The following is a 25,838-nucleotide window of genomic DNA, read 5'->3' as shown; positions in this document are numbered from 1 at the left end:
TTATGCGCTGGCTTTGGCCAAAGCCTGATCCAGATCGGCGATCAGGTCGTTGGCATCCTCGATCCCGATGGAAACGCGCACAACGTTTGGACCGGCTCCTGCGGCCTCTTGCTGTTCCGGCGTCAACTGGCGGTGCGTGGTCGACGCCGAGTGGATGATCAGCGAGCGCGCATCGCCGAGGTTGGCAACGTGGCTGAAGATCTCTAAAGCGTTGACCAGTTTGATGCAGGCGTCATAGCCGCCCTTGACCGCAAAGGTGAACAGGGCACCGGCACCACGCGGATACTGCGCCTTGACCCGGTCGTGATAAGGCGATGAAGGCAGGCCCGCATAAGTCACGTAGTCGACCCGGTCATCCGCCTCGAGCCAGGCGGCGATCTTTTGGGCGTTCTCGACGTGGCGCTCCATCCGCAGCGACAGCGTCTCGATCCCCATCAACGTGTAATGCGCCGCCTGCGGGTTCATGGTCATACCCAGATCGCGCAGGCCAATTGCGATGCCGTGGAAGGTGAAGGCCAGCGGGCCGAAGGTCTCATGGAATTTCAACCCGTGATACGCTTGCTCGGGCTGGCTGAGCGAGGGAAATTTGTCATTCGCCGACCAGTCGAACTTGCCCGAATCCACGATGCAGCCACCGGTGACCGTGCCGTTGCCAGTCAGGTATTTGGTGGTCGAATGCACGACCAGAGTCGCGCCGTGTTCAATCGGGCGGCACAGGTAGGGCGTGGCCGAGGTGTTGTCGACGATCAGCGGAATGCCTGCCGCGTCCGCCACATCCGCCAGCGATCGGATATCGGTGACATAACCGCCGGGGTTAGCGATGGATTCGCAGAATACCGCGCGGGTGTTTTCGTCAATGGCGGCTTTCACGGCCTCCAGATCGTCGGTGTCGACGAATTTGGCCGACCAACCGAAGCGCTTGATCGTCTGGCTGAACTGCGTGACCGTGCCGCCATACAGGCGGGTCGAGGCCACCACGTTGCAACCCGGCCCCATCAGCGGGAAAAGCGCCATGATCTGCGCCGCGTGACCCGAGGAGCAGCAGACCGCGCCAACGCCACCCTCAAGCGTCGCGACACGTTCCTGCAACACAGCCACTGTGGGGTTGGTCAGGCGAGAGTAGATGAAGCCCACTTCTTGCAGATTGAACAGGGCTGCCGCGTGATCGGCATCGCGGAACACATAGGCGGTAGTTTGATAGATCGGAGTCTGGCGCGCACCGGTTGCCGGGTCAGGGCGTGCGCCCGCGTGAATCTGTAGGGTGTCGAAACCATAGGTAGGGCCGTCGGACATCGTAAACTCTCCTGTCGAAATAGAACTTGCGAAATCTGTAGGACATTGCCCGCTGTCACACAACGCCGCTTTCAGCGCATCCAGAGGCCCTGTGCTTTGATCCTGTTGCGGATCACCTGTTCGCGGCTGGGTAGGGCGTTGCGATCAAACAGGTCCCGGATTTTCTGACCCTTGCCCTGAATCACAAGCTTTTTGATCGGATCATATTGCTTGAGAACCTTCTTGACCTTGTTCGGGGCCACGACGGTTTCAAGAACGTCGATCACACTATCGCTCTCGCGGGCATAAAGCAGCGGGAACAGGCGATAATGGCAACTGACTGAGCCATCCAGCAATCCGTCGGGCAGTGCATCGCGCCCTCCGCCAAAAGAGTGGATCACAAGGGGCAGAGCGGCCTGATCCAGCCAAGGATCAAGGTTCTGCCCGATCAATTCCGGGATGTGTTCATCCCGGATGGTGCGCGCATAATCCAGAAATCGTTCGCCAAATTGACGTGGGCATTTGTAAAAGAAGTAGCCTGCGTTGAAATACAAATGCCGACGCCAGTGGCCCTGCGGTTGGCCGGTATCAATCGAGCTGTCGAAATCCAGATCAAAACGACGATAAAGCGCAGACCAGATGCCCTCAAACCCTGGCCCGTAAAGCGTGGGCTTGGGCCATGTGCCTTCGACTTTTTGCGAGGCGCCGGGGCGGTCAAAATCAAAAGGAACTCTGCTCAGATCGCCGTTGATCAGGGTATCCGTATCAAAGAAAACAAAGGGTTCGCCTTCGGGCAGGGCCAAAAGCGCCTCAATCTTGTTCCCGTTGGGATAGCTTTCGCCAAAGACATGATTGTCAAAAGGCAGGATTTCCGCATCAAGCTGTTTCAGGGCCTTTAGCACGTCCTGATCTTGAATGGCCGGGTTCTGGTTCCAGCGTGGGCCTGGATTTGGCGAGGCAACGAACAGACGCCCTTTGAAGTCGGGTGCCGAATAGCGCAGCGAGGCGGCGAACAGGACCGCCTCATATTGCAGGCGGTTGTTCTGACCAATGATGACAATATTGAAGTCTTGCGAAGCTGCCCGCATCTGTGCCCGTCCTAAACATGCGTTGATCTCACGCATCTGAGATTGGGCTTACAGCAACCGGTGTAGGGCGTCAAAAGTCGTTTGTGGTGCGCGGGTTGTCCAATGCCAACCCGAGTTGCAGCACTTCAGCGTGTCAGCGCTGCCTAGTTTATTGCCAAAAACCTGCGAAAACGCCGATATTTCGAACGAAATCTCGTGCATTTTCAAAATTTTGACCAATTGATAAATTTTACCAATTGATAAAATTTCGATTTGTGGCAAGCTGAGGTCACAACAAACATATCTACAGGGAGTAGAGCGATGGCACAGGGCCAGATGGCACCCGGGATCGTTTCCGGGCGGCTTTCCAGCGATGAACTGACATCGAATTTTACGGATCTGCATCCGCCTTTGGCCCCGCATGAGGCCGCCGTGGCCGCAGATCGCTGCTATTTCTGTTACGACGCGCCATGCGTGACGGCCTGTCCGACGGATATCGATATTCCGTTGTTCATCCGCCAGATACAGGCGGGTCAGCCGCAATCGGCGGGAAAGACCATTCTGGACCAGAATATCCTGGGTGGCATGTGTGCTCGGGTCTGTCCGACCGAAACCTTGTGCGAAGAGGCCTGCGTGCGCGAAGCCGCCGAAGGCAAACCAGTTGAGATCGGGCGGCTTCAGCGTTTCGCAACCGATGATGTGATGGCCTCTGGCGAACATCCTTTTGAACGCGCTGCGGCGACCGGCAAAACTGTGGCCGTTGTTGGCGCAGGACCAGCGGGTCTCGCTTGCGCCCATCGGCTGGCCATGCTGGGCCACGATGTGGTGATCCACGAAGGCAAGCCCAAGCCGGGTGGTCTGAACGAGTATGGAATCGCGGCCTATAAATCGACCAATGACTTTGCACAGGCCGAGGTGGACTGGCTGCTGAAAATCGGCGGTATCGCTATCGAAACCGGTTCTTTGCTGGGCGAGGGCCTCTCTCTGGAGGGGCTGACTGAAAATTACGATGCCGTTTTCCTGTCCATCGGTCTGGCGGGTGTGAATGCTCTGCGGGCACAGGGTGTGGAAAAGGACGGCGTGCGCCCGGCAGTCGATTTTATCTCTGACGTGCGGCAAGCTTCGGATCTTGCTGATCTGCCGGTCGGTCGGAATGTGGTTGTGATCGGCGGCGGCATGACGGCTGTTGATGCGGCGGTGAAGTCAAAGCTGCTAGGGGCCGAGCAGGTCACGATCGCCTATCGTCGTGGGCGCGACGCGATGGGGGCCAGCCGGTACGAGCAGGACCTTGCGGCCTCGCACGGCGTGCGGATTATGACCAATGTTCAGCCTGTCGCGGTGCATGGCAACGGTGCCGCAGTCGAGATCGAGCTTGAATACACTTCGAACCAAAACGGTCAGTTGACCGGAACCGGTGAGACGGTTCGGCTGCCGGCGGATCAGGTTCTGAAAGCCATTGGTCAGACGCTGGATGGCGCGCCCGAAGGGCTGGAACTGGACGGCAACAAGATCGCCGTCAGCGGGGCTGGACGTACTTCCATCTCCGGTGTCTGGGCTGGTGGAGATTGTGCGGCCGGGGGCGAAGATCTGACCGTGACCGCCGTGGCCAAAGGCCGGGATGCGGCGATGGACATCCACGCGAGCCTGGTTTCGTGATAGGGTGAGGCTTTCAAGCCAACCTATTCGCTGAGGTATCGTTATGTCCCAGATCGAAGACGCAGTTGCCAAACATTATACCACCGGTGCCCTGACGGACCGCGTGCGCGATGCGCTAAAAGCCAGCGGCGTGGACCCGGATGCGGCCACGGTCGCCGACCTGAAAGCTGGTGACGAGTTCCACACGGGCGGCGTTCTGGCGACCGATCACCTGTTTGACCAATTGTCTTTGACCCATGCGACGCGGGTGCTGGACGTGGGCTGCGGGATCGGCGGGACGTCTCGTTACGTTGTGGATCGGTATGACTCGACGGTGACGGGGGTCGACCTGACACCCGAGTTTGTCGAAACGGCAGCGGCACTCAGCCAGATTGTCGGCCATTCCGACAAGGTCGAATTCCACGTCGGCAGCGCTTTGGACATGCCAGTGCCGGATGCTGGGTTCGATCTGGCAGTTATGTTGCATGTGGGCATGAATATCGAAGACAAGGCCGGACTGTTCGCCGAGGTTGCGCGCGCTTTGGCAACAGGTGGCAGCTTCGCGCTTTTCGACGTGATGGCAGGTGAAACAGACGAACCTCTGGCGTTCCCTTTGCCCTGGTCAAGCGTCGCTGAGACATCCTTTGTTGATGCGCCCGTGGTCTACAAGGATGCGGCTACAGCGGCGGGGCTTGCGTTGGAGGTCGAGAAGGATCGCACCGAGTTTGCAATTAAGTTCTTCGAGGAAGTCTTTGCAAAGATTGCCGAAAGCGGCCCTGCGCCGTTAGGCATCCACCTGATGATGGGCGAGACGGCGCCCGAGAAATTCCAAAACTACGTCGCAAACCTGCATGCCGGGCGGATTCGCCCGACCGAGATGATTTTCAAGAAAACCGGCTGAGGAGCCGGAAAGGAGTACCCATGGCTGACCTGACGACAGACTTTCTGGGCATTTCCAGCCCCAACCCCTTCTGGCTGGCCTCGGCCCCGCCAACCGACAAGGAATACAACGTCCGCCGCGCCTTTGAGGCCGGATGGGGCGGCGTGGTCTGGAAAACACTGGGGGCCGAGGGCCCTCCGGTCGTGAATGTGAACGGGCCGCGTTACGGTGCGATCTATGGCGCAGATCGGCGGTTGCTGGGCCTGAACAACATCGAACTGATCACCGACCGACCACTTGAGGTAAACCTCGAGGAAATGGCGCGGGTCAAGGCGGACTACCCGGACCGGGCGTTGATCGCCTCAATCATGGTGCCGTGTGAGGAGGGCGCGTGGAAAGCCATCCTGCCCCGCGTGGCTGAGACCGGCGCGGATGGAATCGAGCTGAATTTCGGCTGCCCGCACGGGATGAGCGAGCGGGGCATGGGCGCAGCCGTCGGTCAGGTGCCGGAATACATCGAAATGGTTACCCGCTGGTGCAAAATGTACTATGACCGCCCGGTGATCGTGAAGCTGACGCCGAACATCACCGACATTCGCAAACCCGCGGCGGCGGCCAAGAATGGCGGCGCGGATGCGGTGTCGCTGATCAACACGATCAACTCGATCACCAGCGTCAATCTGGATACGTTCAGCCCCGAACCTTCGATTGATGGCAAGGGCAGCCATGGCGGGTATTGCGGTCCGGCGGTGAAGCCGATTGCGCTGTCCATGGTTTCGGAAATCGCGCGAGATGCGGAAACGCATGGTCTGCCCATTTCAGGTATCGGTGGCGTTACCACATGGCGTGATGCGGCAGAGTTCATTTCGCTGGGTTGCGGCAACGTACAGGTCTGCACAGCGGCCATGACTTATGGTTTCAAGATCATCGATGAACTGACGGCGGGTCTGTCCAAATGGATGGACGAGAAGGGGTATTCCACAGTCTCAGAAGTTGTTGGTCGCGCGGTCCCCAACGTAACCGATTGGCAGTATCTGAACCTGAACTACATCGCCAAGGCCAAGATTGATCAGGACCAGTGCATCAAATGCGGTCGCTGTTATGCCGCCTGTGAAGACACCAGCCACCAGGCCATCGCCATGTCGCCGGACCGGGTGTTCGAGGTGATCGACGAAGAATGCGTAGCCTGTAATCTCTGTGTCGATGTCTGCCCAGTAGAGGGCTGTATTTCGATGGAGCCGATGGCAGCAGGAGAGGTTGACCCACGTACCGGGCGCGAGGTTCAGCCGGACTATGCAAACTGGACAACGCATCCCAACAATCCGATGGCCAAGGCCGCGGAATGAACAGGTTTGCGCAGATCTTTGAGGGGCCGTTGGTGCGGTCCCTTAGTTCAAGGTGTCAAAAGCTTGCGATACAGGGTGTCGACAAACGTTTCTGCGCCTTCGAACGGGTCTTCGTCGCCCAGGATCGCGCGCACCTGAACTTCGAAGTCTGCGTAGTGCTGGGTCAGGGCCCAGATCGAAAACATCAAGTGATAAGGGTGCACCCGCGCGATTTTGCCCTGATCCATCCACCCGGTCAGAAGCGCGGTTTTCTTATCGACCAATGCTTTGAGATCCTGAGACAAAGCCTCGTGAATGCGCGGTGCGCCCTGAACCAACTCGTTGGCAAACAGGCGGCTTTCTCGTGGTAGCTCCTGACTCATCTGCAGCTTTCGGCGAATATAGGACAGAAGCTCCTCAAGCGGATCACCGTTTTCGTCCAGATCGTGCAGCGGCGCCAGCCAGGTTTCCAGCAGGCCAGACAGAAGCTCTGTATGGATCGCTTCTTTTGACGGGAAGTAGTACAATAAATTCGGCTTACTCAGTCCGGATTCTGCCGCTATCTGATCAACCGTCGAGCCGCGAAACCCATTTGACGAAAACACGTTCAACGCTGCCTCTAGAATCGCAGCGCGGTTCTTTTTCTGAATACGGGTTGGGGCGCGGTCGCTGGGCATCTGTTTGGACTGTCTCTTTTTTCGTCAGGCACGCATGGACTAGGCCAAAAAGTTTGGTGGTGCACCGCAATTTCTTGACTGATGTCGAACCCGTGATAGCGTGAGTTTGACCAGATGGTCAAATCAAGACAGCAATAGCGAGCAAATCGCAAGCAACAGGGAAAGTGACTATGGCAGCTCCGGCGCAGAATCTCAGGATCAATGGCGACAGGTTGTGGGACAGCCTGATGGAGATGGCCAAGATTGGGCCCGGTGTTGCAGGTGGTAATAACCGACAGACGCTGACGGATGAAGATGCCGAAGGGCGCGCGCTGTTCCAAAGCTGGTGCGAAGAAGCGGGCTGTTCCATGGGACTGGATCAGATGGGCAACATGTTTGCCATGCGCGAGGGAGCCGACCCGGAGGCTCTGCCAGTCTATGTAGGTTCGCATCTCGATACCCAGCCGACAGGTGGCAAGTATGACGGCGTGCTGGGTGTGCTGGGTGGGCTAGAGATCATTCGCACGTTGAATGATCTGGGCATCAAGACCAAGCATCCGATCGTTGCGACGAACTGGACCAACGAAGAAGGAACGCGTTACGCGCCGGCCATGTTGTCCTCGGGCGTGTTTGCGGGGATGCACACGCAGGATTGGGCCTATGACCGCGAGGATGCCGAGGGCAAAAAATTCGGCGATGAATTGCAGCGGATCGGCTGGCGCGGTGAGGAGGAGGTCGGCGCCCGCAAGATGCATGCCTTCTTTGAACTGCATATCGAACAGGGTCCGATCCTGGAGGCCGAGGGTAAGGATATCGGCGTCGTCACCCACGGTCAGGGGCTGAGTTGGACTCAGATTACAGTGACTGGCAAAGATGCTCATACCGGTTCGACCCCGATGCCAATGCGCAAGAACGCAGGGCTGGCCATGGCGCGTATTCTGGAAAAAGTGGATGAGATTGCCTGGTCGCATTCACCGCACGCCGTTGGGGCCGCGGGGCATATTGATGTCTATCCGAATTCCCGCAATGTGATCCCGGGTAAGGTGGTGTTCACGGTCGATTTCCGCTCGCCTGAGTTGGATGTGATCACCGATATGGAAAATCGCCTGCGTGTGGCGGCCGAGGACATCGTGAACGAGATGGGCCTGCAGATTGAATTCGAAAAGGTCGGTGGATTCGATCCGGTCAAATTCGATGAGGGCTGTGTGGCCGCCGTGCGCGACGCGGCAGAGCGGCTGGGGTATTCCCATACAGATATCATTTCGGGGGCCGGGCATGATGCCTGCTGGATCAACCGGGTCGCGCCGACCGCGATGGTGATGTGCCCCTGCGTAGATGGCCTGAGCCACAACGAGGCTGAAGAGATCAGCAAAGATTGGGCGGCTGCCGGGGCGGATGTTTTGCTGCATGCGGTCGTGGAGACGGCGGAGATCGTGGAATAGGGGGCGCTGCCCCCGTCGCGGCAGGCCGCGACTCCCCCGGGATATTTTTAGCCAGATGAAGCAAGCGGCGCAGACCGCAACAGGGAGTTTGAAATGAGTACTGTCATCAAGAACGGGACCATCGTAACCGCCGATCTGACCTATAAGGCGGATGTGAAAGTTGAGGGCGGCGTGATCACCGAGATTGGGCCGGACTTGCGTGGCGACAAAGAGTTGGACGCCTCTGGGTGCTACGTGATGCCCGGTGGGATCGACCCGCACACGCATCTCGAAATGCCGTTCATGGGGACCTATTCCAGCGACGATTTCGAAAGCGGCACGCGCGCGGCCCTGGCAGGTGGCACCACGATGGTGGTGGATTTCGCGCTGCCCAATCCTGGTGAGAGCTTGCTGGATGCGCTCAAGCGTTGGGACAACAAATCGACGCGGGCGAATTGTGACTACTCGTTCCACATGGCGGTAACCTGGTGGGGTGAGCAGGTGTTTGACGACATCAAGACTGTCATCGAGACGCGCGGCATCAACACATTCAAACACTTCATGGCCTATAAGGGCGCGTTGATGGTGAATGATGATGAGTTGTTTGCCTCGTTCAAACGTTTGGCCGAGTTAGGTGGTACCGCGATGGTGCATGCGGAGAACGGTGACGTGGTGGCCGAGCTGAGCGCAAAGCTGCTGGCCGAAGGCAATACGGGCCCAGAGGCACACGCCTATTCCCGTCCACCGCAGGTCGAAGGCGAAGCGACCAACCGCGCGATCATGATTGCGGACATGGCGGGCGTGCCTTTGTACGTGGTACATACCTCCTGCGAAGAGGCGCACGAGGCCATTCGGCGCGCAAAGATGCAGGGCAAGCGGGTGTGGGGAGAACCATTGATCCAGCACCTGACCTTGGATGAGAGCGAGTATTTCCACCACGACTGGGAACATGCAGCGCGGCGGGTCATGAGCCCTCCGTTTCGGAACAAGCAGCATCAGGATAGCCTGTGGAACGGTCTGCAATCGGGCACTCTGAGTGTCGTGGCCACGGATCATTGCGCCTTTACGACTGAACAGAAACGCTATGGCGTAGGGGATTTCACAAAGATTCCCAATGGGACTGGCGGGTTGGAGGATCGGATGCCGATGCTCTGGACCCATGGGGTGAACACCGGGCGTTTGACTATGAATGAGTTCGTGGCTGTTACATCAACAAACATCGCCAAAATATTGAATTGCTACCCGAAAAAGGGTGCGGTTTTGGTTGGGGCTGATGCCGATCTGGTGGTTTGGGATCCGGACAAAGCCAAGGTGATTTCGGCTGAAACACAGCAGTCTTCGATCGACTACAACGTGTTCGAGGGTAAAGAAGTGCGCGGGTTGCCGCGATTCACGCTGACCCGTGGTTCGGTTGCTGTGCATGATGGGGAAATCCAGACACAAGAAGGGCACGGAAAGTTCGTCTCGCGTGAGGCGAATACACATGTGAACAAAGCGTTAAGCACTTGGAAAGAGCTGACAGCACCGCGACCCATTGAACGGACGGGTATTCCGGCGTCTGGTGTGTGATCTGTATGAGCCGTCCGGTGGCGGCTCAAACTCAAACTTTTCAAGGCGATGGAATGACTACTGAAAGTAAGACCCAGCCCGTGATCGAGGCAAGGCAGCTCGACCTGACGTTTCAGACGAACGATGGCCCGATCCATGCCCTAAAAGATGTGAATCTGACCATCGACAAGGGTGATTTTGTCAGCTTCATTGGCCCGTCTGGCTGCGGCAAAACCACGTTCCTGCGCTGTATCGCGGCGTTGGAAACACCGACAGGCGGAACGTTGACGGTTAATGGCATGACCCCGGATGAAGCGCGACGCAAGCGCGCTTACGGGTATGTGTTTCAGGCTGCCGGCTTGTACCCGTGGCGGACGATTGCCAAAAACATCAAACTGCCGCTTGAGATCATGGGGTACTCGGCTGCAGAACAGGATGAGCGCGTTAAGAAGGTTCTGGAACTGGTTGATCTGGAAGGGTTTGGTGGGAAGTTTCCGTGGCAGCTATCCGGTGGGATGCAACAACGTGCCAGTATCGCGCGCGCCTTGGCTTTTGACGCCGATATCCTGCTGATGGACGAACCGTTCGGGGCGCTGGATGAAATTGTGCGCGATCACTTGAACGAACAGCTTCTGGCGCTGTGGGCGCGGACCGAGAAGACAATCGGGTTCGTTACCCACTCGATCCCTGAGGCCGTATATCTCAGCACCAAGATCGTCGTCATGAGCCCTCGGCCCGGGCGGATCACGGATGTGATTGACAGCCCGTTGCCCAAGGAACGGCCGTTGGACATTCGCGATACGCCGGAATTCATCGAGGTCGCGCACCGGGTACGTGACGGGCTGCGGGCAGGGCATTCCTATGATGATTGACACTGTCCAGATCAGGCGCGCAAGGCCCGCGGATGTGGAAGCATGCGCCCGCGTGGTTCACGACTGGGTCAGCCAGACCGAGTGGATGCCCGAAGAATTATCGGTGGATCAATTGGCGGGAATGATCGGTGAGGCGTTTGACGCGCGTGAAATCTGGGTCGCGGGTGAACCAGTGGATTGCTACATGTCTGTCGACCCAAAAGAGCAGAAGATCGGTGCGCTCTATTGCAGCCGAACCGGGCAAGGAATTGGCAAACACTTTGTCGACAAGGCTAAGGAAGGGCGGGATTTTCTTTGGTTGACCACGCATACGCTCAACACAGCGGCGCAAAGGTTCTACTGGCGTGAGGGGTTCAAAGTAACAGCTGAGGAGCCCCCGGTGCCCCCGGACACGGTTCCGGTGTTCCGGATGGAGTGGCGCGCATGAAGCAGGCTCTTGCCGTGATAACGGTTCTGTTGGCCATTGTCGTGCTTTGGTATTTGGCCGTGGCACCGATGAATATCCGCGTATCGCTGGATCAGGCGGAACGCGCCGGGGAAACAGTAACACCCGAGCTATCACGGGATCGCCAGCAGGTGTCGAGCTGGGTTTTGATGGCGCAGAACCCTTCGCATGTCTCGCGGGGTTATGAATTGGATCGACCGCGCCTGCCAACCCCGGTCCAAGTTGGCCAGGAGCTTTGGAAAACCACCGGTGAAATGGCGATGCGCGGGCGAGCCATGTCCAAGCGATCGCTCATCTACCACGGATGGATCACCCTTCAATCGACGCTTTGGGGTTTTGTTCTGGGCACGGCTGTCGGCATTCTCGGGGCCGTCGCTATTGTCTATTCCCGCGTTGTGGACATGAGCCTCATGCCTTGGGCCATTATCAGCCAGACAGTCCCGATTGTGGCTTTGGCGCCGATGATCATTGTCCTAAGCTCGCAACTTGGGATCGAAGGGCGCGGTGTTCCGAAGGCCATCATCTCGGCCTATCTGTGTTACTTCCCGGTTCTGGTTGGGATGGTCAAAGGGTTGCGGTCGCCTGCTGCCTCGCAGCTGGATTTGCTTAGAACGTACAACGCAAACGGGCTGCAGGCGTTTTTGAAACTGCGCTTGCCGTCTTCGGTGCCGTACCTATTCACTTCGCTAAAGGTGGGTATCGCTGCAGCCCTTGTCGGTACGATTGTCGGAGAACTTCCGACAGGCGCAATCTCGGGTCTGGGTGCGCGGATATTGATCGGGGATCAGTTTGGCACGCCGCTTGCGATCTGGGCGGCTCTGTTCGCGGCGGCTATTCTGGCGGGCATACTCGTGACCTTGCTGGATGTGCTGCAACGGGTGACGCTGAAACGCATGGGAATGGGCGCATGAGCTGGCTGATCTTTGCGCTGATGTTCTGGGCCGGTGCCTGGTCGCTGAATGCATGGCTGGCGCGGTCGATCTATTGCGATTCCAAGGGCGTTCGGGTCTTTGTGCCTGTGCTGTTTGGTGTCACACTGCTGATCTTGTGGGAAGGTCTGGTGCGCGGGCTGAACGTCTCACCCGTGATCCTGCCGCCGCCGTCTATGGTGGCGCAGACCTTTGCGAACTCGACCGATATTCTGTGGCAGGACTTTACCCAGACCGTCTTCAAGGGTGCTTTCACCGGGTTTGCCATCGGAAGTACCGCAGCTTTTCTGACCGCTATCCTTATCGACCGGTCGGTGTTTCTGACACGCGGGTTGCTGCCCATCGGGAATTTTGTCGCGGCTCTGCCCATCGTGGGGATTGCGCCCATTCTGGTCAGCTGGTTCGGGTTCGACTGGCAATCCAAAGCGGCCGTGGTCGTCGTAATGGTGTTCTTTCCGATCCTTGTGAACACGGTACAGGGCCTGCGCGAGGCGGACTCCATGCAGCGTGATCTGATGCGCACCTATGCGGCCAGTTATATGCAGACCCTGATCAAGCTGCGTCTGCCTGCGGCGATGCCGTTCATTTTCAACGGGCTCAAGATTGCTACAACACTGGCGCTGATCGGGGCGATTGTCGCCGAATACTTCGGATCGCCCACGCGCGGCATGGGCTTTCGGATTTCGACCGGGGTGGGCAGCCTGTCGATCGATCTGGTCTGGGCCGAGATTGCAGTGGCGGCCATGGCGGGTACGGTGTTCTATACATTGGTGGCAGGTATCGAAAAGGTGGTGACCTTCTGGCACCCCTCACAACGCGGATAACAAAAAGAAGACTGAACAGACCTCGAAAACGGGGCACACAAAGCAACTAGGAGAAGATGAAGATGAAAAAGCTACTCAGCGGGGCGGTTGCCGCCTTTAGCCTGGCCGCCAGTGCATCACTGGCTGCAGATGAAGTGAACCTGCAGTTGAAATGGGTCACGCAGGCCCAGTTCGCGGGCTACTATGTGGCGAAGGACAAGGGGTTCTATGAGGAAGAAGATCTGGACGTGACCATTCTGCCGGGTGGCCCTGATATTGCGCCAACGCAGGTGATCGCCGGTGGCGGGGCAGATGTGACCGTCGAATGGATGCCTGCCGCTTTGGCCGCGCGCGAAAAGGGTCTGCCTTTGGTTAATATTGCGCAGCCTTTCAAAAGCTCGGGCATGATGCTGACCTGCTGGAAGGATGCCGGAATTGCCTCGCCCGAGGATCTGAAAAACCGCACCCTGGGTGTCTGGTTCTTTGGCAATGAATTCCCGTTCATGAGCTGGATGAGCAGCTTGGGTATCGATACCGGCGGCAAAAGCGAGAACGGTGTCGAGGTCCTGAAACAGGGCTTCAACGTTGATCCTTTGCTGCAGCGTCAGGCAGATTGCATCAGCACCATGACCTACAATGAATACTGGCAGGTCATCGATGCGGGCGTCAGCCCGGATGAACTAGTGACCTTCAAATACGAAGATCAGGGAGTCGCAACGTTGGAAGACGGTCTCTATGTGCTGGAAGAGAACCTGAGCGATGAGGCTTTCGTGGACAAGATGCAGCGTTTCGTGCGCGCCTCGATGAAAGGCTGGAAATATGCCGAGGAGAACCCGGAAGAGGCTGCTCTGATCGTTTTGGACAATGACGCAACCGGTGCGCAAACCGAGGAACATCAGAAGCGCATGATGGGTGAGATTGCCAAGCTAACCGCTGGTTCGAATGGTGCGCTGGACCCGGCGGATTTTGAGCGGACCGTGGGCACATTGCTGGCAGGTGGATCTGATCCGGTCATCACCAAACAGCCCGAAGGGGCCTGGACACACCAGATCACGGATGCAGCCTTGAACTAAGGTAATTCATCCTCGAAGCTGATTTAGCGCGGCCCCAAATGGGGCCGCGTTTTTTTGTGCCGACTGTCGGGATTGTGCGTGTACTCGGTGTCAAATCAGGTTAGTATTCATATGTAGAATTTCGCATTTCATCCGAGTTAACTTTGATGATGGGGTAAAATGCAAGGATTTGCATCAGAATTCAGGGTGGCGATGGATCTGATCCTCAACGGGGATGCAGAGCTTTGGGCAATTGTGCTTTTGTCTCTGCAAGTTTCCCTGTTTGCCGTGCTGATTTCCGCACTGATCGGGATGCCCATTGGGGCGGCTTTGGCGGTGGCACGGTTCCCTGGGCGGCGGGTTTTGATTGTGTTGATGAATGCGCTGATGGGCTTTCCGCCTGTGGTGGTGGGGCTGTTGGTCTATCTGATGCTCTCACGTTCCGGGCCCTTGGGTGTGTTGGAATTGCTTTACACACCAACCGCAATGATCATCGCTCAGGTCGTATTGGTCACGCCAATTGTGGCCGCGCTGACCCGGCAAGTGGTTGAGATGCTGGCCGAGGAGTATTCGGAACAACTCCGTTCGCTGGGCGTGTCGCGATTGGCGTCTGTTCCGGTTCTGCTTTGGGATGCGCGCCTTGCTTTGGTCACGGCGCTGCTGGCCGGATTTGGCCGTGCGATTGCTGAAGTTGGGGCCGTGATCATCGTGGGGGGCAACATCAACCACGTGACGCGGGTGATGACGACGACGATTGCGCTGGAAACGTCAAAAGGCAACTTGGCGCTGGCACTGGCGTTGGGGGCGATCCTGATCGGGATTGCGGTGGCCGTGAATGCCATGGTCAGCGCGGCCAGCCTGCGGGCCGAGCAGGAGGGGTTGCGCCATGCGTGATCTGGTGTCGGAAATGACAAATTGCCTGCAAGTGCGCGATGTACAAATCCGCCGCAATGGCTCCGCCTTGCTGGATGTTTCCAATCTGGTTCTGGATGGGCCGGGACCAACTTTGCTGTTGGGCCCAAACGGGGCGGGTAAGAGCTTGCTGCTACGGTGTTTGCACGGGCTGATCTCGCCAGATCAGGGGCGAGTGTTGCAGGATAATGAGGCGTTGAACGCCACTCATATGGCGCGGCAGGCCATGGTGTTTCAGCAGCCGGTTCTTCTGCGGCGTTCGGTGTCAGCCAATCTGGATTTTGTGCTCAGGCGTCAGGGCCTGAAACGCGCAGCACGTAAGTCGCGGATTGTCGAGTTGTTGGCCGAAGGCGGGCTTGAGGGCAAAGCACGGCAGTCGGCGCGTTCTCTGTCAGGTGGTGAGGCGCAGCGTCTTGCGATCCTGCGCGCGCTGGCGGCGACGCCCGAAACCCTATTTCTGGACGAACCCACAAGCGCATTGGATCCAGGCGCGACGCAGATGATCGAACGCATGATCCTGCGGGCATCGTCACGCGGCGTGCGAATTGTCATGGTGACACATGACATTGGGCAGGCGCGGCGGTTGGCAGCAGATATTGTCATGATGCAAGGCGGTCGTGTGGTTGAACACGGACCTGCCAAACAGGTTCTGGATTCCCCAGAAAGTGAAGCCTCTCGCCGTTATCTGGCGGGCGGCTTGGTGACCTAACAACAAATCGGAGATCATGATGGTTCGGGCAGTATTGCGCGCAGCGGTAGTGGGGCTTGGCCTGATGGCAGGTGCGGGCTTTGCAGAGGAGCCGTTCATCATTGTGCAGTCGACAACCTCGACGCAGAATTCGGGCCTGCTGGATTATATCCTTCCCGGCTTTGAGGCTGAGACCGGGATCGATGTGCGTGTCGTTGCTGTCGGCACCGGACAGGCCATTCGCAACGCGATCAATGGGGATGGCGACGTATTGCTGGTGCATGCCAAACCAGCGGAAGAGAAGTTCGTGGCCGATGGCTGGGGCGTTGAGCGGTTTGATTTGATGTATAATGACTTTGTGCTGGTCGGGCCAAAATCGGACCCTGCTGGCGTGAAAGGTGGGTCAGACATTCTGTCCGCGCTCAAGGCGATCGAAGCGGCAAGTGCTGTGTTTGTCTCGCGCGGGGATGACAGCGGCACGCATAAGGCCGAGATGGGGCATTGGGCGGATACCGGCATTGATCCGACCCAGGTGTCCGGAACCTGGTATCGCGAAACCGGCTCGGGCATGGGGGCGACGTTGAATGTGGCCAGCGGCATGGGGGCGTATACGCTGACAGATCGGGCGACATGGTTGTCGTTTGGAAATCGGGGCGATCTTGAGAGTCTGGTCGAAGGAGACCCGCGCCTGTTCAACCAATATGGGGTGATCCTTGTGAACCCGGACAAACATCCCAAAGTGCGGGCCAAGGCAGGGCAGCGGTTTGTCGATTGGCTGACAGGGCCGGAGGGGCAGATGGCCATCGAGTCATACCGCTTGCAAGGGCAGCAGGTGTTCTTTCCCAACGCACGCTGAATGGGCCTTCGGCTAGACGGTTCTTAAAATGATCAAGCGCTAGCCGCTGGCGCCATTGTGGTGGACCTGTCCAAGTCCGGTCAGGTCGTAGCCGCCAAACTCGGATGCGCGGGCTTTGAACGGGTCTGAGCGCAGAAAGCGCAGCAGTTTCTGCATGGGCGCATCAAAGTAAGCGCGCCGCCAGATCGCCAGATCCAATCTTTCGGAATGGGTCGGTGAAAATCCAAGGTTGTAGAGGCCGGCCAAAGCCCCGAGGCCAAAACCTGCCTCGGCTTTACCATCATGCAGGGTGATGGCCAGCTCTTCTTCGGTGCGGGCGCAGTTTGGCAGGGCGTCCAGATCATCCCGTGTCATGTCATGAGCTTCAAGCTGGGCATCGAACAAGCGCTGACTGGCTGCACTGTCCTGACGCAAGATAACGCGTCGGCCTTTGAGATCAGCAAAACCCGCGATACCTGAGGTTCCCGGTGCAAGAAGCAGACCCCGTTGGCGCTGCGCGACCTCGACAAGAACAACAGGCGCCTCGCCCAGCGTGTCGCGTAAGGATTGGGTGTTGAACCCGTGTTCTTCGTGGATATGCAAGACAGCGGCCTGCGCGCTGCGCTCGGCAAGCCGGGTCAGACCGTCGAAGGAACCGTCGTAGTAGGTCGCCAGCCCCGATCCGCTTTCGCGCAGCGCCCAGTCCAGCAAGGGGTCGTGGCTACCGGCGACAATTGGGGGCAGGGGTGGTTCGGTCACATGCGGGCCCGACCGTGAGGCGTTGAGCCAGGCGATGACCTCGGCCCGGGGAAACAGCAGCTTGCCCATGGCGCGGACGCAAGGCAGCTCACCCGATGAGGCAAGATCGTAGGCCTTACGCTCGCCGATCCGAAGCAGGTCGGCCAGTTCCTTGGTGGTCAGATATTCGGACATTTAATCCAGACGTACAGCTGCGCCAGAGGTGGCTTCTTCCGCGCTGAAACCCATCTGGTCCAGCGTGTAGGGGGCGGCAACGGTGATGACGACCATCGCGGCCAAGGCGGTAAGAAAGGCTTTCATGGTCTCCTCCGGTTCAGTTTCGATCAACCGTTGCTCGGCGCAGGAAAGCAATCAGGTCGTCCCGGTCTTGCTCTTGCGTGATCCGCTGCATCGGCATCTTTGACCCTGGAATGTAGTGGTCTGGCCCCACGTCGAAAAGGACGTTTATCGTCTCGTCATTCCAAATGATATCAGAGTCTTGCAGCGTTTCCGAGTAGAAATAGCCAGGTAGGGTGCCGGCCCGCCGCCCAAAGATACCATGCAGCGTAGGTCCTGCTCGGCGTTGCCCATCGGGTGTTAGGCTATGGCAGATCGAGCATTTGCGGGCAAATTGGCGCTCTCCATTGTCCATCTCTGTGGGGTCTTTCAGAAAGCTGGGCTCGGCTGCTGCCATTTGTTCCTGGTCACCAAGGGCAGACACCGGCCAGCTATACATGGCCTCATCAATGCCGCCGGCATGGATATTCTGCCCATCTGTTGAAAACGCCAAGGCCCAGACCGGGCCGCGCAGGGTAGCGCGGAAATCGCTGGCGATGCGCCATTTTTCCGTGTCGATCACCATGATATAGCCTTCACCGTCACCGACAGCCAAAAGCGAGCGATCTGGGTTGAGGGCAAGGGCCAGTATTGGGCGGCGATCCAGTGTGAAATCCCGTTCCTCACCTGTTGACAGATCGCGGATGCGGGTTACGCCATCGACCGCGCCATAGGCGATCCAGCCGTCATCTTCGTTCAGGATCAACTCGTTCAGGCCGAACCCATGTTCGACCAATCGCTGTGCCTCTTCCCCGTCGAAGACATCCCATTTCCGCAGGCTGCCATCGACCCCGGCAGAATAAAGCTGTGTACCATCGCGCGAGAACGCCACCGCATTTACCCCGCTGCCGGTTGGTCCAAGCAGAATTGCGTCTGACCCGTCAACAGGCCAAACGCCTATGGTGCCATCCCAACTGGCGGTGGCCACATGCGTTTTTGAGGCTGCGATGCCGACGATCTTGCCTTTGTGCTGGCCAACGATTTTTCCGCCCGGCCAGCGGCGCAGAGTGAAATCGTCCCCGGCTGAATAGATCGCGGTGCCGTTGAACACGACCGCATTGACCGCCGCTTCGTGGCCCTCCAGCCATTTGGGTGTCTGGTCTAACCACAGCCCGACTGAATTGTCGAAACTGGCCGTCGCGATCCGACCATCCGATGCGGTGGCAATTCCCATGATGGGGCCACCATGCCCCTTAAGCGTGAAGAAATCAGCCCAAGCAGGAAGGGGGATCAGAGCAAAAACCAGAACCAGCGCGCGCATCTATTCTGCGGGTGAGGCCGCCGCCTTGCTGGCCTCTTTTTCCTGCACCTCTTCCAACCACAGCGAGTGGTGCTCGCGCGCCCATTGCTCCTCGACTTCACCGGTGCCCATGGCGTCAAACGCGCCCTCCATGCCGATGGAGCCAAGGTAGATATGCGCCACGATGATCGCGATGAACACATAGGCAACCATCACATGCCAGACCTGAGCGTATTGCATCTCTTCCTGCGGTGACATCTGGACCGGCAGGCTCAGGCCCAAAGCCTGCGGAATGCCGGTTGAATTGGCAACGGCGAATGTCTTGGCGAACATCGGCAATTCGAAGGGGAACAGCAAAGATAGGCCGGACAGGCTGATTGAGGTACCCAGCACTATGCAGGCCCAAAAGATGATCTTTTGGCCTGCATTGAACTTCTTAGCGGGCGGATGGCTGCCCTTGGTGAACAGCCCCCCTCCGGCAGCGAGCCACTTAAGATCAGTCCGATTTGGAATATTGTGTGAAATCCAGTTCACCGTGACGATGACCAGGCCCAGCATAAAGGCCCAGGCCAGGTTATTGTGCAGCCATTTGCACCCTTGGGCGATCACCGCAAACCCTTCCCTGCCAAAAATCGGGATCAGGACGTCGCGACCATAGAGGGTGAGTAATCCGGTTATTCCGAGGATGATAAAGGATCCGGCAAAAAGCCAATGACCAAAGCGTTCGAAACTTTTGAAACGTGTAACCGTTCGGCCTGTTTTTTCACCATCTATGCGAATGCGGCCTCGGATCAGGAAGAATAGCAGGATCAGACCCAGCATTCCGGCGATGATATACGTGCCGTATTCGCGCAATGGTCCGGTGCGGAATTGCCACCACCACATCCCGCCGTCTTGTATTAGAACACTGTCTGCTGGGCCGCGCGATGAAACGGTGACATCTGCCGACCCAAAGCGCAGCGCGCGGTAAACATCGCTGTCCGAGGATACGCCGCTAGGTCCAAACTGCCCCAAGAGCCCTTCGACATTGCCTTGGCCGGTGTTCTCCGATCGAAAACTGTTGTCCACTTTTTCGCCGCGCTGGCGGGCTAGGATATCTTCGAGCGTTGACGCACCCCCGGTCGAGGTGCGTTCATTTGTGGTGGCCGGCACTTCGGTCTCGTCGGTTTGTGCGACGACGGCTTGAGCCATCCCAATGGTCAAAAGCAATGCGATGAGTAAGCGGAACATCTGAGCCTCGGTCAAAATTCCATATCAGGCGACCCACGGTTGCGGGTCGCCTGTTTGGTCAATGAAAGCGGTCTTAGCCGTCTTTCTGGTCGTAGGCAGTGCCCCAACCCCACGCGCCTGAACCAAACCCGCGGGCGACGACGCGCTCACGGTAGATGGCCGAGACCACATCGCCGTCACCGGCGAGCAGGGCCTTGGTGGAACACATCTCGGCGCAGATGGGCAATTTGCCCTCGGCGATCCGGTTGCGACCGTATTTGGCGAACTCTGCGGTCGAGTGCGTTTCTTCAGGGCCGCCGGCGCAGAAGGTACATTTGTCCATCTTGCCGCGCGATCCGAAGTTGCCTGCCTGTGGGTATTGCGGCGCGCCGAACGGGCACGCGTAGAAGCAATAGCCACAGCCAATGCACAGGTCTTTGGAATGCAGGACGACCCCTTCTTCGTTCTGATAGAAGCAGTCGACCGGGCACACCGCCATGCAGGGCGCGTCTGAACAATGCATACAGGCCACCGAGATCGAGCGTTCGCCCGGGTCACCGTCATTGATCGTCACCACCCTGCGGCGATTCACGCCCCACGGCACCTCGTGCTCGTTCTTACACGCGGTGACGCAGGCATTGCACTCGATGCAGCGTTCGGCGTCGCAGAGAAATTTTGCTCTTGCTGCCATTTTCTCTTCTCCTCCTTACGCTGACCAGATCTTGCAGAGAGTCGCTTTGGTCTCCTGCATCTGGGTCACTGAATCGTAGCCATAGGTCTGGGCGGTGTTTGTACTTTCACCCAGTACATAGGGATCGGCACCTTTGGGGTATTTCTCCCTCAGGTCCTCGCCCTGGAAATGGCCACCAAAGTGGAACGGCATGAAGGCCACACCGGCACCGACCCTGTTGGTCAGCATCGCCATCACCTTAACCTTGCCGCCTTCAGGACCTTCGACCCAGACCTGTGATCCGTCCCGAATACCAAGGTTGTTGGCATCGCGCGGATTGATCTCGACAAACATGTCCTGCTGAAGCTCGGCCAGCCACGGGTTCGACCGTGTCTCATCGCCACCGCCTTCATATTCGACCAGACGACCTGACGTTAGGATTATCGGGTAATCCTTTGAAAAGTCGTTCTTCTGGATCGAAGCATAGAGGGTCGGCAGACGATAGGCCTGACGGTCCTCGTAGGTTGGATAGTCCTCCACCAGATCGCGCCGGTTTGTATAAAGCGGCTCGCGGTGCAGTGGGATCGGATCCGGGAAGGTCCAGACAACCGCGCGGGCTTTGGCGTTCCCGAAAGGCGCACAGCCATGCTCGATCGCCACCCGCTGGATACCGCCAGACAGGTCGGTTTTCCAGTTGGTCTCTGGTCCTGCAACGGCGTCGATGGCTGCACGTTCCTCAGCCGTCAGATCACCGTCCCAGCCAAGGTCCATCAGCATTTGCATCGTGAATTCGGGATAGCCATCCTGAATTTCCGATCCAACGCTATAGACCCCTTCGGCCAGCAGGTTGTCGCCGTCCCGTTCCACCCCGAACCGAGCGCGGAAGGTCAGGCCACCTTCGGCCACCGGCTTGGACATGTCATAGAGGTTTGGTGTCCCCGTATGACCCATCTCCGGCGTTCCCCAGCAAGGCCAGGGCAGACCGTAATACTCGCCGTCGTTTGGTCCACCAATGGCTTGCAGCGTGGTTCTGTCGAACGTGTGCTGATTGGCCATATGGCTTTTCAGACGTTCCGGCGACTGACCGGTATAGCCGATGGTCCAGAGACCGGCGTTGAACTCACGCGTGATGCTTTCAACATTCGGGGTTTCCGGGTCGTCCATCTCGATATTGCGGAACAACCGATCCGCCCAGCCGAACTTGTTGGCGAACTTGGCCATGATGACCTCGTCCGGCAGGCTTTCGAACAGCGGATCCACAACCTTGTCGCGCCACTGGAGCGAGCGGTTCGAGGCGGTGACAGAGCCACGGGTTTCGAACTGCGTACAGGCTGGCAACAGATAGACGCCATCGGTGCGGTCATGCAGCACGGCCGAGACGGTGGGATACGGGTCGATCACGACCAGCATGTCCAGCTTCTCCATCGCCGTTTTCATTTCCGTCATCCGGGTCTGCGAGTTGGGCGCGTGGCCCCACAGAACCATGGCGCGGACGTTGTTGTCCTGATCCATGTTGGCCGGGTCTTCCAGAACACCGTCGATCCAGCGGGAAACAGGAATGCCGCGCTCATTCTGCAGCGGTTTATCCTTGCCGTCCTTGTCCTTGATCGTCGCGAACTGACCTGCCAGCCATTCGGGATCTTCACCCCAGACACGGGCCCAGTGACCCCAAGCCCCTTTCGAAAGGCCATAATAGCCGGGCAGGGTATGGGACAGAACACCAAGGTCCGTCGCGCCCTGCACGTTGTCATGGCCGCGGAAGATGTTGGTGCCACCACCCGACGTGCCCATGTTGCCCAGCGCAAGCTGGAGCACGCAATAGGCGCGGGTGTTGTTGTTCCCGTTGGTGTGCTGCGTTCCACCCATGCACCAGATCACGGTGCCGGGGCGGTTGTTGACCATTGTCCGGGCAACGCGCTTGAGTTGCGAGCCAGGCACACCGGTCACACGCTCGGTTTCCTCCGGCGTCCAGTTGGCAACCTCGGTGCGAATCTGGTCCATCCCCCAGACACGGGTGCGGATGAACTCTTTGTCCTCCCATCCATTGTCGAAGATGTGCCACAGGATACCCCAGATCAGCGCAACGTCTGTGCCGGGACGGAAGCGCACATACTCATCCGCATGCGCCGCGGTACGCGTAAAGCGCGGGTCGCAGACGATCAGCGGGGCGTTGTTCTGCTCTTTCGCGCGCAGGACATGCAGCAGCGAGACGGGATGCGCCTCGGCCGGGTTGCCGCCAATGATGAAGATGGCCCGAGAGTTGTGGATGTCATTGTACGAATTGGTCATGGCGCCGTAGCCCCATGTATTCGCAACACCCGCAACTGTGGTCGAGTGGCAGATACGGGCCTGATGGTCCACGTTGTTCGTACCCCAGTAGGCGGCGAACTTACGGAACAGATAGGCCTGTTCGTTATTGTGCTTGGCCGAGCCCAACCAATACACGCTGTCCGGCCCGGATTCCTGGCGGATGTTCATCATGCCGTCGCCGATCTCGTCGATCGCCTGTTCCCAGCTGATGCGTTTCCATTCCCCGCCTTCCTTTTTCATCGGATACTTCAGGCGGCGTTCGCCATGGGCGTGCTCGCGGACCGAGGCCCCCTTGGCACAGTGCGCACCCAGGTTGAACGGGCTGTCCCAACCGGGTTCCTGCCCGACCCAGACACCGTTCTGCACTTCGGCAACGACGGTACAGCCGACCGAACAGTGGGTGCAGACGGATTTGATGTTTTCAACGGCCTGGTTTGCCGCTGTTTGGGCACTGGCTGGCGTCACGGTTCCACCCGTGGCGCTGATCGCGGCAAGGCCGCCGATCGTCAGGCCCGAGCCACGCAGAAACGCGCGGCGATCGACGGTTTTCTCGCCGATCTGGGACAGGATACTTGTCCGCTGGGGGCGTCTCGCAACCCCGTTGGTCTTTTTCCTAAGCATTGTTTTCCTCCCTTGCTGGCCATGATGATCATGGCTGGCTTGGTACTGTTGATGCCGACGTCAGGGCCAATCGCAACCGTCAGTCGGGTGGTGACATCGTCCGGCGGCTAGGCCGGGCGCAGTCGAAGCGGCTTAGAATCGCGCGCTTTCCAGATACGCGCGGGTATGCGCGGTGTCCTGCATACGGGTCTCGTCCGTCGGCAGCTCGGCTGCTTCGGCTTGACCGCTCAGGCTGGCAGCGGCAACAGCAGCAGGCGCTGCGGTTCCGGCCAGTTTCAGGAAGTCGCGGCGGGTTGCGCCTTCTTCCTTGGTCTTGCTCATGGGCTCCTCCTGTCCCAATTGCGGTTTGGCACCCGTGGGCACCGGCGAGTGGCGGGTTATGCCGCCGTCATTCGGAACGCCTCGCGCTCGATCTCCATGAAAACCCGACCGGCAGTACCGACCGAAGCATAAAGAACCGAGTTTTCAGCGGCTTCCAAATCCGAATAGAAATGTGCGGCCCATGGGCCGATATGTTTGTTCCAGAACGCTTTCTGGTCATCCAACGCGGCAGGCGCTCCAAAGCGTCCAACGATCATGCCTGCCATCATCTCCATCAATGAGGCGATATTGTCTTCGGGTTCGAACACGTTCTGCGCCCGGGTGATGCCGCGCACGGCCATATCATTGCGCAGTTGCGCCAAAGGTTTTTCGTTCAGAAAACCAGTCAGGTAGAAGCTGGCATAGGGCAGCAACTCGCCACGCCCCAAGCCAATGAACAGCGCGTTGAACTCGCGCTCGGCGGCGGCGGGTTTGGTGACATTGGCCACGCGGGACATCGCCTGAATGGCCTGTCCCAGATCGGTTTCATCGCCGCTTAGCCCAGCCATCTGGTCCAGCAGCAATTGATCCGGTGGACCGGCCAAAAGCAGACCGAGGAAATTGTAGAAATCCGCGCGCAGCCGATCCTCGGCTGAGATATCCAGTGTTTGCGCGTTATCTGCGGTCATGCGTTATCCTTCGAATTCAAATCTCATGCGACGCGGGGCAGGAGAAAGCTCTGCGATCTCGTCCTCCGCATCGAGCTCGACTATCGGGACAGGTTCCGGGGCTGACTCCGCAGCCATGATTGGCTGGACCTCAGGCTCATCCTCCGGCTCTTGAATCTCAGCCTCGACTTCATGTTCTTCGGTCTCAGCCGCCAGTGCCTCGATATGAGCCAACATTCCTTTTCCGACCTGATACGCGGTTTGCAGGTTCTCAACCACGCAGGCGGCGTCGGTGTAATCCTCGCCGTAGTCGACAAGACCATCCACATTGGCCAGCACTGGGTTCAGCCGCCACAGACGTCGCAATGCGCGGCGGCGCAGACGGTCTGGCACCGCTTTGACCATGAAACCCGAGACATCATCGCCCGCCTGCAAGTGATCCGGGTCGGGCAAGTTGAATTCGGCCAATATTTCGGCGTCGCTTTTTTCTTCCAGCTCGGCCTGCTGAAGGGCAATCACCTGTTCTTCGGCGGCGATAACTTCAGCCTCAGCTTCGGCCTGAACGGCAGCCTTGCGGCGAGACCAGAAATCGCGGGACTGGGTCATTGCACAACCCTCCGCGGCGCGCGGTAGACGTCTGAATCCTGCCGGATCCGCGCATCGCCTTTGCCATCTTCAACCAGATCAGTCCGTTTCTTGTCGCGGCGGCGCTTGATGAAAACCTCATCGCGGTGATGTTCCAAGGTAAAATCGCGCACCCAGGCAATCAAACCTTCGGACATCGGGATCTTCTCGACCAGTTCCTCACCCGTATCCGCATAGTCCTGGCCTTCGAACGGAGACGCAGTGATCAATACCGCATCCATCGGGCGTTCCCCGTCCAATGCATCGCGCAGAACCAGATAGATCGACGGTTGCCCGTCAGACAGGTTGACCATGTAGGCCTCAGTCTCATCCACCCATAGGGTCAAGGGCAAGGTGGCGGCGTGGTATTCGACAGCATCGCCCTCGCGGCGCAGTTCAACCCAATCCGCAGGGCCTGCACCCGGCAGGGCAGCGACCGCGCGCCAGTTCCACTTGGCCCAGCGGGTGACCCCGGGCGTTTTGCGCACAATGACGCCAACTGGCATTTCGATACAGCTTGCGGCCTTGGCCACTGGCTCCTCCCCGTAAGGCTCTCCCGTGCCTTACCCTGCGTCTACTATGGTACACAAAGCACCGATCTGCCAAGCCTGTATTATGTGCAAATCCGCGTGATCGACAAAAAATTTAACATGTGAAATTCCGAGCATTTCTGTAAGAAAATACAGGCCTTGCAGAATGCCGGCAGCAAATTGGGTTGTGTTCGAAGTGTGGATTGTAAGCTGCAGGATACCATCTAAAGTGGGAAGATAAGGAAGCTGTCC

Annotated in this window: 26 protein-coding genes; 13 read left to right on the top strand and 13 right to left on the bottom strand. The window is 58.3% G+C overall.

Translation table 11 applies throughout. The annotated features are described in order from the left end of the window. Positions 1 to 1,293 carry an O-acetylhomoserine aminocarboxypropyltransferase/cysteine synthase family protein gene (locus ACR0DH_RS12160; protein WP_480541192.1) on the bottom strand — a complete coding sequence of 431 codons (1,293 nt, stop codon included), beginning with the start codon at positions 1,291 to 1,293 and terminating at the stop codon, positions 1 to 3. Positions 1,294 to 1,364: 71 nt separating this feature from the next. Further along, entirely contained in the window at positions 1,365 to 2,360 is a 996-nt protein-coding gene (locus ACR0DH_RS12155) for a hypothetical protein (protein WP_480548995.1), read from the bottom strand. A 300-nt stretch (positions 2,361 to 2,660) separates the two neighbouring features. Here ACR0DH_RS12155 and ACR0DH_RS12150 point away from each other — a divergent pair, with 300 nt between their 5' ends. From ACR0DH_RS12150 to preA, 3 genes are read left to right on the top strand one after another with little or no spacing between them, the layout of a single operon-like run. Further along, positions 2,661 to 3,995 carry an NAD(P)-dependent oxidoreductase gene (locus ACR0DH_RS12150; protein ID WP_480548997.1) on the top strand — a complete coding sequence of 445 codons (1,335 nt, stop codon included), beginning with the start codon at positions 2,661 to 2,663 and terminating at the stop codon, positions 3,993 to 3,995. A gap of 43 nt (positions 3,996 to 4,038) precedes the next feature. Beyond that, positions 4,039 to 4,875: a methyltransferase domain-containing protein gene (locus ACR0DH_RS12145; protein ID WP_480548999.1), complete on the top strand. Its 837-nt coding sequence runs from the start codon at positions 4,039 to 4,041 to the stop codon at positions 4,873 to 4,875. Positions 4,876 to 4,895: 20 nt separating this feature from the next. Beyond that, positions 4,896 to 6,200 (top strand): NAD-dependent dihydropyrimidine dehydrogenase subunit PreA, encoded by a 1,305-nt coding sequence (gene preA, locus ACR0DH_RS12140; RefSeq protein ID WP_480549001.1) that lies wholly within the window; start codon positions 4,896 to 4,898, stop codon positions 6,198 to 6,200. Positions 6,201 to 6,247: 47 nt separating this feature from the next. Here preA and ACR0DH_RS12135 read toward each other — a convergent pair whose 3' ends face one another. Then, complete coding sequence (locus ACR0DH_RS12135) at positions 6,248 to 6,856, bottom strand: TetR family transcriptional regulator C-terminal domain-containing protein (RefSeq protein WP_480549003.1); 609 nt, start codon at positions 6,854 to 6,856, stop codon at positions 6,248 to 6,250. Positions 6,857 to 7,026: 170 nt separating this feature from the next. Here ACR0DH_RS12135 and ACR0DH_RS12130 point away from each other — a divergent pair, with 170 nt between their 5' ends. The 10 genes from ACR0DH_RS12130 (at position 7,027) to ACR0DH_RS12085 (ending at position 16,361) form a co-directional block, all read left to right on the top strand. Then, positions 7,027 to 8,277: a Zn-dependent hydrolase gene (locus tag ACR0DH_RS12130; RefSeq protein WP_480549005.1), complete on the top strand. Its 1,251-nt coding sequence runs from the start codon at positions 7,027 to 7,029 to the stop codon at positions 8,275 to 8,277. Between the two features lie 93 nt (positions 8,278 to 8,370). Beyond that, positions 8,371 to 9,825: a dihydropyrimidinase gene (hydA, locus tag ACR0DH_RS12125; RefSeq protein ID WP_480549007.1), complete on the top strand. Its 1,455-nt coding sequence runs from the start codon at positions 8,371 to 8,373 to the stop codon at positions 9,823 to 9,825. 53 nt (positions 9,826 to 9,878) lie between these two features. Then, complete coding sequence (locus ACR0DH_RS12120) at positions 9,879 to 10,676, top strand: ABC transporter ATP-binding protein (RefSeq protein WP_480549009.1); 798 nt, start codon at positions 9,879 to 9,881, stop codon at positions 10,674 to 10,676. Next, positions 10,666 to 11,103: an N-acetyltransferase family protein gene (locus ACR0DH_RS12115; protein ID WP_480549011.1), complete on the top strand. Its 438-nt coding sequence runs from the start codon at positions 10,666 to 10,668 to the stop codon at positions 11,101 to 11,103. The genes ACR0DH_RS12120 and ACR0DH_RS12115 overlap by 11 nt, the downstream gene beginning before the upstream one ends. Next, the gene (locus ACR0DH_RS12110; RefSeq protein ID WP_480549013.1) at positions 11,100 to 12,032 is read left to right on the top strand and encodes an ABC transporter permease; all 933 of its coding nucleotides are present in this window, start codon (positions 11,100 to 11,102) and stop codon (positions 12,030 to 12,032) included. The genes ACR0DH_RS12115 and ACR0DH_RS12110 overlap by 4 nt, the downstream gene beginning before the upstream one ends. After that, positions 12,029 to 12,874: an ABC transporter permease gene (locus tag ACR0DH_RS12105; protein ID WP_480549015.1), complete on the top strand. Its 846-nt coding sequence runs from the start codon at positions 12,029 to 12,031 to the stop codon at positions 12,872 to 12,874. The genes ACR0DH_RS12110 and ACR0DH_RS12105 overlap by 4 nt, the downstream gene beginning before the upstream one ends. A gap of 62 nt (positions 12,875 to 12,936) precedes the next feature. Continuing rightward, positions 12,937 to 13,926, top strand: coding sequence for an ABC transporter substrate-binding protein (locus ACR0DH_RS12100; protein WP_480549017.1), 990 nt, complete (start codon positions 12,937 to 12,939; stop codon positions 13,924 to 13,926). 159 nt (positions 13,927 to 14,085) lie between these two features. Next, positions 14,086 to 14,799 (top strand): ABC transporter permease, encoded by a 714-nt coding sequence (locus tag ACR0DH_RS12095; protein WP_480549019.1) that lies wholly within the window; start codon positions 14,086 to 14,088, stop codon positions 14,797 to 14,799. Beyond that, the gene (locus ACR0DH_RS12090) at positions 14,792 to 15,526 is read left to right on the top strand and encodes an ATP-binding cassette domain-containing protein (RefSeq protein ID WP_480549021.1); all 735 of its coding nucleotides are present in this window, start codon (positions 14,792 to 14,794) and stop codon (positions 15,524 to 15,526) included. The genes ACR0DH_RS12095 and ACR0DH_RS12090 overlap by 8 nt, the downstream gene beginning before the upstream one ends. 19 nt (positions 15,527 to 15,545) lie before the next feature. Continuing rightward, complete coding sequence (locus ACR0DH_RS12085) at positions 15,546 to 16,361, top strand: ABC transporter substrate-binding protein (protein ID WP_480549023.1); 816 nt, start codon at positions 15,546 to 15,548, stop codon at positions 16,359 to 16,361. Between the two features lie 39 nt (positions 16,362 to 16,400). Here ACR0DH_RS12085 and ACR0DH_RS12080 read toward each other — a convergent pair whose 3' ends face one another. The 10 genes from ACR0DH_RS12080 to ACR0DH_RS12035 all read right to left on the bottom strand — a co-directional run bounded on the left by ACR0DH_RS12080 (position 16,401) and on the right by ACR0DH_RS12035 (position 25,589). Then, positions 16,401 to 17,273: a substrate-binding domain-containing protein gene (locus ACR0DH_RS12080; RefSeq protein WP_480549025.1), complete on the bottom strand. Its 873-nt coding sequence runs from the start codon at positions 17,271 to 17,273 to the stop codon at positions 16,401 to 16,403. After that, positions 17,274 to 17,399 carry a hypothetical protein gene (locus ACR0DH_RS12075; protein WP_480541225.1) on the bottom strand — a complete coding sequence of 42 codons (126 nt, stop codon included), beginning with the start codon at positions 17,397 to 17,399 and terminating at the stop codon, positions 17,274 to 17,276. Positions 17,400 to 17,412: 13 nt separating this feature from the next. Continuing rightward, the gene (locus ACR0DH_RS12070) at positions 17,413 to 18,675 is read right to left on the bottom strand and encodes a c-type cytochrome (RefSeq protein WP_480549027.1); all 1,263 of its coding nucleotides are present in this window, start codon (positions 18,673 to 18,675) and stop codon (positions 17,413 to 17,415) included. Beyond that, positions 18,676 to 19,884, bottom strand: a complete 1,209-nt coding sequence (locus tag ACR0DH_RS12065; protein ID WP_480549029.1) for a formate dehydrogenase subunit gamma — start codon at positions 19,882 to 19,884, stop codon at positions 18,676 to 18,678. A 73-nt stretch (positions 19,885 to 19,957) separates the two neighbouring features. Beyond that, positions 19,958 to 20,554, bottom strand: coding sequence for a formate dehydrogenase FDH3 subunit beta (fdh3B, locus tag ACR0DH_RS12060; RefSeq protein WP_039530246.1), 597 nt, complete (start codon positions 20,552 to 20,554; stop codon positions 19,958 to 19,960). Positions 20,555 to 20,569: 15 nt separating this feature from the next. Continuing rightward, entirely contained in the window at positions 20,570 to 23,464 is a 2,895-nt protein-coding gene (locus tag ACR0DH_RS12055) for a formate dehydrogenase subunit alpha (protein ID WP_480549031.1), read from the bottom strand. A 132-nt stretch (positions 23,465 to 23,596) separates the two neighbouring features. After that, positions 23,597 to 23,785, bottom strand: a complete 189-nt coding sequence (locus tag ACR0DH_RS12050) for a ubiquinol-cytochrome c reductase iron-sulfur subunit N-terminal domain-containing protein (protein WP_170376587.1) — start codon at positions 23,783 to 23,785, stop codon at positions 23,597 to 23,599. A 56-nt stretch (positions 23,786 to 23,841) separates the two neighbouring features. Next, positions 23,842 to 24,453, bottom strand: a complete 612-nt coding sequence (locus tag ACR0DH_RS12045; RefSeq protein ID WP_480549033.1) for a TorD/DmsD family molecular chaperone — start codon at positions 24,451 to 24,453, stop codon at positions 23,842 to 23,844. A 3-nt stretch (positions 24,454 to 24,456) separates the two neighbouring features. Continuing rightward, positions 24,457 to 25,038 carry a DUF3306 domain-containing protein gene (locus tag ACR0DH_RS12040; protein WP_480549035.1) on the bottom strand — a complete coding sequence of 194 codons (582 nt, stop codon included), beginning with the start codon at positions 25,036 to 25,038 and terminating at the stop codon, positions 24,457 to 24,459. Further along, on the bottom strand, positions 25,035 to 25,589 hold the full coding sequence (locus ACR0DH_RS12035) for a DUF3305 domain-containing protein (protein ID WP_480549037.1): 555 nt from the start codon (positions 25,587 to 25,589) through the stop codon (positions 25,035 to 25,037). Before ACR0DH_RS12035 ends, ACR0DH_RS12040 begins: the two co-directional genes overlap by 4 nt. Positions 25,590 to 25,838 lie beyond the last annotated feature (249 nt).

The sequence above is a fragment of the Ruegeria sp. I1 genome (assembly GCF_056532675.1).
This window is presented reverse-complemented; position numbering and strand designations above follow the sequence as displayed.

Coding starts and splice junctions, on each gene's coding strand:
- ACR0DH_RS12160 (WP_480541192.1), bottom strand. CDS start 1,293: ATGTCCGACGGCCCTACCTATGGTTTCGACACCCTACAGATTCACGCG.
- ACR0DH_RS12155 (WP_480548995.1), bottom strand. CDS start 2,360: ATGCGGGCAGCTTCGCAAGACTTCAATATTGTCATCATTGGTCAGAAC.
- ACR0DH_RS12150 (WP_480548997.1), top strand. CDS start 2,661: ATGGCACAGGGCCAGATGGCACCCGGGATCGTTTCCGGGCGGCTTTCC.
- ACR0DH_RS12145 (WP_480548999.1), top strand. CDS start 4,039: ATGTCCCAGATCGAAGACGCAGTTGCCAAACATTATACCACCGGTGCC.
- preA (WP_480549001.1), top strand. CDS start 4,896: ATGGCTGACCTGACGACAGACTTTCTGGGCATTTCCAGCCCCAACCCC.
- ACR0DH_RS12135 (WP_480549003.1), bottom strand. CDS start 6,856: ATGCCCAGCGACCGCGCCCCAACCCGTATTCAGAAAAAGAACCGCGCT.
- ACR0DH_RS12130 (WP_480549005.1), top strand. CDS start 7,027: ATGGCAGCTCCGGCGCAGAATCTCAGGATCAATGGCGACAGGTTGTGG.
- hydA (WP_480549007.1), top strand. CDS start 8,371: ATGAGTACTGTCATCAAGAACGGGACCATCGTAACCGCCGATCTGACC.
- ACR0DH_RS12120 (WP_480549009.1), top strand. CDS start 9,879: ATGACTACTGAAAGTAAGACCCAGCCCGTGATCGAGGCAAGGCAGCTC.
- ACR0DH_RS12115 (WP_480549011.1), top strand. CDS start 10,666: ATGATGATTGACACTGTCCAGATCAGGCGCGCAAGGCCCGCGGATGTG.
- ACR0DH_RS12110 (WP_480549013.1), top strand. CDS start 11,100: ATGAAGCAGGCTCTTGCCGTGATAACGGTTCTGTTGGCCATTGTCGTG.
- ACR0DH_RS12105 (WP_480549015.1), top strand. CDS start 12,029: ATGAGCTGGCTGATCTTTGCGCTGATGTTCTGGGCCGGTGCCTGGTCG.
- ACR0DH_RS12100 (WP_480549017.1), top strand. CDS start 12,937: ATGAAAAAGCTACTCAGCGGGGCGGTTGCCGCCTTTAGCCTGGCCGCC.
- ACR0DH_RS12095 (WP_480549019.1), top strand. CDS start 14,086: ATGCAAGGATTTGCATCAGAATTCAGGGTGGCGATGGATCTGATCCTC.
- ACR0DH_RS12090 (WP_480549021.1), top strand. CDS start 14,792: ATGCGTGATCTGGTGTCGGAAATGACAAATTGCCTGCAAGTGCGCGAT.
- ACR0DH_RS12085 (WP_480549023.1), top strand. CDS start 15,546: ATGGTTCGGGCAGTATTGCGCGCAGCGGTAGTGGGGCTTGGCCTGATG.
- ACR0DH_RS12080 (WP_480549025.1), bottom strand. CDS start 17,273: ATGTCCGAATATCTGACCACCAAGGAACTGGCCGACCTGCTTCGGATC.
- ACR0DH_RS12075 (WP_480541225.1), bottom strand. CDS start 17,399: ATGAAAGCCTTTCTTACCGCCTTGGCCGCGATGGTCGTCATCACCGTT.
- ACR0DH_RS12070 (WP_480549027.1), bottom strand. CDS start 18,675: ATGCGCGCGCTGGTTCTGGTTTTTGCTCTGATCCCCCTTCCTGCTTGG.
- ACR0DH_RS12065 (WP_480549029.1), bottom strand. CDS start 19,884: ATGTTCCGCTTACTCATCGCATTGCTTTTGACCATTGGGATGGCTCAA.
- fdh3B (WP_039530246.1), bottom strand. CDS start 20,554: ATGGCAGCAAGAGCAAAATTTCTCTGCGACGCCGAACGCTGCATCGAG.
- ACR0DH_RS12055 (WP_480549031.1), bottom strand. CDS start 23,464: ATGCTTAGGAAAAAGACCAACGGGGTTGCGAGACGCCCCCAGCGGACA.
- ACR0DH_RS12050 (WP_170376587.1), bottom strand. CDS start 23,785: ATGAGCAAGACCAAGGAAGAAGGCGCAACCCGCCGCGACTTCCTGAAA.
- ACR0DH_RS12045 (WP_480549033.1), bottom strand. CDS start 24,453: ATGACCGCAGATAACGCGCAAACACTGGATATCTCAGCCGAGGATCGG.
- ACR0DH_RS12040 (WP_480549035.1), bottom strand. CDS start 25,038: ATGACCCAGTCCCGCGATTTCTGGTCTCGCCGCAAGGCTGCCGTTCAG.